6 protein-coding genes are annotated in these 5,536 nt (G+C 74.8%); all 6 read right to left on the reverse strand.

What is annotated here, in order from left to right:
• Positions 1-142: 142 nt before the first annotated feature.
• Complete coding sequence (locus AB0C69_RS37245) at positions 143-850, reverse strand: hypothetical protein (protein WP_360360383.1); 708 nt, start codon at positions 848-850, stop codon at positions 143-145.
• 231 nt (positions 851-1,081) lie between these two features.
• Positions 1,082-1,885, reverse strand: a complete 804-nt coding sequence (locus tag AB0C69_RS37250) for a hypothetical protein (RefSeq protein ID WP_360360386.1) — start codon at positions 1,883-1,885, stop codon at positions 1,082-1,084.
• A 29-nt stretch (positions 1,886-1,914) separates the two neighbouring features.
• Complete coding sequence (locus tag AB0C69_RS37255; protein WP_360360389.1) at positions 1,915-2,970, reverse strand: 2-hydroxyacid dehydrogenase; 1,056 nt, start codon at positions 2,968-2,970, stop codon at positions 1,915-1,917.
• On the reverse strand, positions 2,971-3,579 hold the full coding sequence (locus AB0C69_RS37260) for a histidine phosphatase family protein (RefSeq protein ID WP_345186541.1): 609 nt from the start codon (positions 3,577-3,579) through the stop codon (positions 2,971-2,973).
• A complete protein-coding gene (locus tag AB0C69_RS37265; protein ID WP_360360392.1) occupies positions 3,576-5,051 on the reverse strand; it encodes an FGGY family carbohydrate kinase in 1,476 nt (491 codons plus the stop codon). The genes AB0C69_RS37260 and AB0C69_RS37265 overlap by 4 nt, the downstream gene beginning before the upstream one ends.
• Positions 5,048-5,536: FGGY-family carbohydrate kinase (locus AB0C69_RS37270; RefSeq protein ID WP_360360395.1), on the reverse strand; the 489-nt coding region annotated here is incomplete at its 5' end. The genes AB0C69_RS37265 and AB0C69_RS37270, both read right to left, overlap by 4 nt.

Here is a 5,536-nt window from a genome sequence, read left to right on the forward strand (position 1 = left end):
CGGTGATGTCGGCGATCGACACCGCGGCGAACAACGCCAGGACCTCCGGTCCGAGCAGGACCACGCCGGCCAGCGGCGCGAACCAGATCACTCCCTTGCACTGGCCCCGGGCCCGGCCGCCTCTCCGCACGCTCGCCCCGGGCTAGGGGGTCAGGTAGAGCTTGCGGTCGAAGACGCCGGAGCCCGGCGTGCTCTCACCGCGCGCGATGGCGGAGCCGCTGCCGGTGCCGTTGGACGGGCAGAGGCCGCTGCTTCCCGTCTGCCGCACGAGCGTGATGCCGTCGGCCCTGCCCTGCGCGTCGTCCTGGCCCGGCAGGGGGCGGTTCGGGTTGTCGCGGTTGTAGACGTCGAAGCGCAGACCGTCGGTGCCTCCCGTCCGGAATCCGTAGTAGCAGGTGACGGTGATGCCGAGGATCTTTCCTTCCATCTTGAAGCGAAGACCACCGTTGATGGACAGGACGCCGTCCCGACCCCCGGCGACCGGGTCGTAGGCGACGCTCCCGCTCTTGTCGGGCATCTGGCTGAGGTCGAGGTCGGTGGGCGGGGAGCTCAGGCCGTTGGAGGTCCGGCACGCGCCGATCGACGCGGCGGTCAGCCCGCCCGCGCCGGTGGACTGGACGGTGCCCCGCAGTTCGGCGCCGTCGCAGGAACCGGTCACCTTCGCGCCCAGGTAGTCGACGGAGAACGCCAGACCCCCGACGGTTGCGACCTGCCAGTTGCCGGAGTAGGGGGCTCCGGTGGCGGTCTCCTGGCGGATCGTGGTGGTGGCGGCGGACGCGGCGGGCGCCGTCAGGGCCAGCGCGGCGGAGGCGGCCGCGAGGGGGGCGGCCAGCCTGATGGGAGCCTTCACGGGTTTCCTCCTCGGGGAGAGGGATTTGATTTTTTCTACCCGAGTGGCCGTGAAATGCAAGCCCCTTCCCGCCGGATATCCGCACTCTAGAAGATTCCGATAAACGAGGGCCGCCGGATGCTAAGTCGACCGTGATATCGACCGCGGAGTCAAGCACTTTGTGCGCAGAAATGGGAGGGCGCGCGGCCGGGACGGGAGGTATGGACGGAACCCGGCCGCGCGCCTGGCCTGTCAGTGGAACACGGGCGTCATCGCGTAGACGCGGTTCGGCTTGTTGTAGCCGAAGAAGACGCGGGTGCCGCGGCCCGCGGGCGCGACCGCCAGCCCCTCGCTCTCCCCGGTCAGCGGGATGGGTATCGCTTCGAGGATGTTCCCCGCCCGGTCCAGCACGGTGATGGCGTTGTTGGTGTAGTAGAGGACCTTGTCACCGGCCATCTCCAGGCCCTGCGGGACGCCCTGGTAGCCGAGGTCGAAGGTCGAGCGGACGGTGCCGTCGAGGTCGGTGAACGCGAACACGAAGGGGCCCTGGTCGCCCGGTCCGGCGTGCACGAGCAGGCCGTCGCGCCGGTCGTCGACCGCGACCAGGCCGGAGTTGCCGAGCGCGCCGAAGTCGATGGTGCGCACGACTTCGGGCTCACCACTCCAGTCCACGACGTTGACCTTGGTCGGGTTCGTGCCGCCGCCGGTGGCGACGTAGAGGAGCCCGTCGCGGTCGGCGCTGATCTCGGCGGCGTGCCCGACGGCGAGCGGCGCGCTCTCCTTGAGGGTGGCGCCGTCGCGGTCGTACTCGCGGATGACGCCGTGTCCGCCGCCCACGTCGAAGCCGACGTAGAAGCGGCCGCGGCGGTAGGCGAGGCCCTGCATGTTGTCGGTGTGGGGGACGTTGAACAGCAGGTCGAAGGTGAAGGAGCGTCCGGCGGCCGCGGCGGGGCGGGCGCCGGCCAGGGCTGCGGCTCCGGCGAGCGTGGCGGCGCCCGCGAAGCCGAGGACTCTGCGGCGGGTGAGAGCTGCCTCGCCGAGTCCGGGTCCGTGCATCGTGCCTCCTTGGGTGGGGGGTGGGGAGGTCAGGGGCCGGTGGGCCGGGGGGCCAGCACCTCGGGGTTCGCGCAGTGCAGGAGGGCCTCGCCGCGCAGGTGGCGGCCGACGTCGGCGGCGAGGATGCGGGCCGCGTTGGCGGCGGTCTGCTTGCTGGCCCCGGCCAGGTGCGGTGTGACGATGATGTTCGGGGTGGTCAGCAGCCGCGACCCGGCGGGGATCGGCTCCTCGGGGAAGACGTCGAACGCGGCGGCGAACAGGTGGCCGGACTCGGCGGCGTCGCAGACGGCCTCGTAGTCCAGCAGCGACCCGCGCGCGCAGTTGACGATGATGGAGCCGGGCGGCATCGCGGCGATCTGCGCGGCGCCGATCATCCGCGTGGTCTGCGGCGTCGCGCGGGCGTGCAGGGACACGATCTGCGCGCGCGCCAGCAGCTCGTCGAGCGGGACGAGCTCGGCGATGCCGGACAGGTCGCCGAGGTCGTCCAGGTACGGGTCGTGGACGAGCACGCGGGCGCCGAGCGCGGCGAGGGCCCGGGCGACGCGGCGGCCGACGGCGCCGCAGCCGACGAGACCGGCGGTGCTGCCCTGGATCTCGATGCCGACGTCGTCGTAGCGGTAGTAGTCGCCGCGCCACTGCCCCGCCATCAGGTCGACGTGCGTCTGCGGGATGCGCCGGACCGCCGCGAGGATCAGCCCGAGGGTGTGCTCGGCGGTGGCGCCGGCGTTGCGGCCGGGCGCGAAGCAGACGGCCACGCCGTGCTCGGTCGCCGCCTCCAGGTTGGCGTTGACGGGCCCGCCGCGGCTGATCCCGAACAGCCGCAGGTCCGGCGAGGCCTCCAGGATCCGCCGGGTCAGCGGGGCCATCTGGGTGACGCAGACCTCGGCGCCGCGCAGCGCCTCGATGAGCTGCTCCTCGGTCCCCGACGCCTCGTCCACCTCCGCGACGCGCCCGAACGGCTCCACCGGCCACGGCAGGGTGACCTCCGAGAACGCCAGGTCGGCGGGCGCCTCGGCGCGCAGGGCGTCGATGAGCAGCTCGTTGCGGACGAAAAGGTCACCGGCCGCGAGCACGCGGGTAGTCATTCATCGCTCCAGTGGGGTGTTGAACTCCAGGAGGGCGGCCTCGCCGTCCCGGAGCCGGATCTCGGTCAGTGCGCAGTTGCCCAGCGACGGGAACCGCCGCCGGTAGTCCTTGAGCGGCACCCCCAGCAGCCGGCACAGCGCGAGCCGGATCGCCGTGGAGTGCGCGACGACCAGGACGCGGCCGCCCTGGTGCAGGCGGGAGATGTCGTCCAGGCACGCGGTGAAGCGGCGGGCGGCGGCGGACGGATCCTCGCCGCCGGGAAGGTGCGCGGCGACGGGGTCGGCAAGGAAGGCGCGCAGATCCTCGGGGAACTTGCGTTCCATCTCCGCGCGGGTGAGCCCCTCGCCCTGCCCGAAGTCCAGTTCCCGGAGCCGCTCGTCGACGTGCAGCCGCGCGCCGATCGCCGCGGCGGACGGCGCCGCGGTCAGCCGGGACCGCGACAGGTCCGAGCACCACACCGCGTCGGGCCGGGCCGTGCCCGCCCACGCGGCCAGGGCGCGGGCCTGGTCCAGGCCGCGCGGCGTCAGCGCGACGTCGCTGGTCCCCGCGTAGCGGTTGTCGGCGTGCCATTCGGTCTCCCCGTGCCGGACGAGGATGAGGCGCGTCATCGTGATGTCCTCTCGCGTGCGTGCGCGGCGGTCTCGGCGGGCAGCCATCCGCGCCGTTCCAGCTCACCGACCAGGCGCAGGTAGGGCGCGTCGAACACGCCGGTCCTGTCCGGACGCGGGTCGATCACCGCCCTGACGGCGACCATCCGCCCGGCGGTCTCGGCGATGTCGCGGCCCGGCGCGGCGGCGAGGACGGCGGCGCCGAGCGCGGGCTCGGCCTGCCGGGGCAGCACGACGGGGCGGCCGAGGATGTCGGCGCGCAGCTGGCACCAGTACCGGCTGCGCGCGGCCCCGCCCGTCAGCGTCAGGTCGCCGCCGGTGGGCGCGCCGAGCAGGTCGAGGTGGTCGAAGCAGAGCCGCTCCAGGTAGCCGACGCCCTGCAGGACGGCGGCGAAGTCGTCGGCCTCGTCGCCCGTGCCGTCCAGCCGGAAGCCGCGGGCGTCCGGCGCGAGGAACGGGAACCGCTCCCCCGCCGGGACGAGCGGGTAGGCGAGCGCCGCCGCGGGTTCGTGCCGGGCGGCGCGCCGGTCCAGGTCGGCCAGGTCGCGGCCCGGGAAGTCGCGGGAGAGCGCGCCGGCGCCGGTGCTGGACGCGCCGCCGGGCAGCCACCGCCCGTCCGGGGCCTTGTGGGAGTAGACGACGCCGAACGGGTCCTGGACGAGGTCGTCGCTGACGCCTTTGAGGACGAGGGTCGTGCCGAGGACGGAGTTCCAGGATCCGACGGTGAGGCGCCCGGTGCCGAGCTGCGCGGCGCAGCCGTCGGTGGCGCCCGCGACGACCGGGGTCCCTTCGGGGAGGCCGGTCGCCTCGGCGGCCGCGGCGCAGACCGTCCCGAGCGGGGTGCCGGACCGTTCCAGGGGCGGGAGCAGGCCGGCGGGGACGCCCAGCGCGTCGAGGACGTCCGCGGGCCAGTCCTCGGCGACGAGGTCCGCCCCGGTCTTGAGCGCGTTGCTGAGGTCGGCGGCCACCGGGTGCCCGGTCAGCCGCCGGTTGACGAAGTCGGCCTGGTGGGCGAGGCGGGCGCCCTCGCGCGGGTGGTGCTCCAGGAGCCACAGCAGCTTCGGCAGCGCCCAGGCGGGCTGCATGCGCTGGTAGCCGAGGGCGCGCCACACCTCGCCGCCGGCCTCGTTGACCCGCTGGACGTGGCCGGCGGCGCGGGTGTCGTCGTACATGAGCGCCGGGGTCAGCGGCCGCCCGCCGTCGTCGGTGAGCAGGATCGTCCCGGACGTGGCGTCGACGGCGACGGCCTGCACCGCCGGCGCCGGGACGTCGCGCAGCGCCTCCCGGCAGGCGGCGCCGACCGCCGTCCACCAGTCCTCGGGGTCCTGCTCGTGCCGGGGGCCGTCCCGCCGCCCGGTCAGCGCCCGGCTGCCGGCGCCCGCCACGTCGCCCGACGCGGTGACGGCGAGCGCGCGCACGCTCTGCGTCCCCAGGTCGACCCCGACCCACACCGCCTCGTTCTGGTCGGTCACCGGGCGCCGCCGTCCAGGCCGGTGCGGGCGCGGGCCGCCGCGAGGGTCGGCCAGGCGGGCGCCGTGGCGGAGCGGATCGTCAAGAAGTCCTCGTAGGTCTGGGAGTAGTGAGCCGCCCGGTCCGGGTCGGGCGCGTGGGTGTCGCCGGGACGGACGTGGGCTCCGGCGGCCGCGCGGGCGTCGGCGGCCCGCCCGGTGGCCAGGAGGCCGGTGATGAACGCGCCGCGCGCCCCGGCCTCGCTGTCGGCGGACCGGACGACCGGGACGCCCGTGACGTCGGCCAGCATGCCCAGCCAGACGGGGCTGGCCGAGCCGCCGCCGCTGACCCGCAGCTCGGTGGGACGGGTCTCGGCCGCCGTCAGGCAGTCGCGGACGACCAGGCTGAGCCCCTCCAGGACGGCGCGGGCGACGTGCTCGCGCTCGTGGTGGACGGTGAGGCCGTGGAACGCGCCGCGCGCCTGCGGGTCCAGGAACGGCGCGCGTTC

The organism is Actinomadura sp. NPDC048032, assembly GCF_040653175.1.
Lineage (GTDB): Bacteria > Actinomycetota > Actinomycetes > Streptosporangiales > Streptosporangiaceae > Spirillospora > Spirillospora verrucosospora.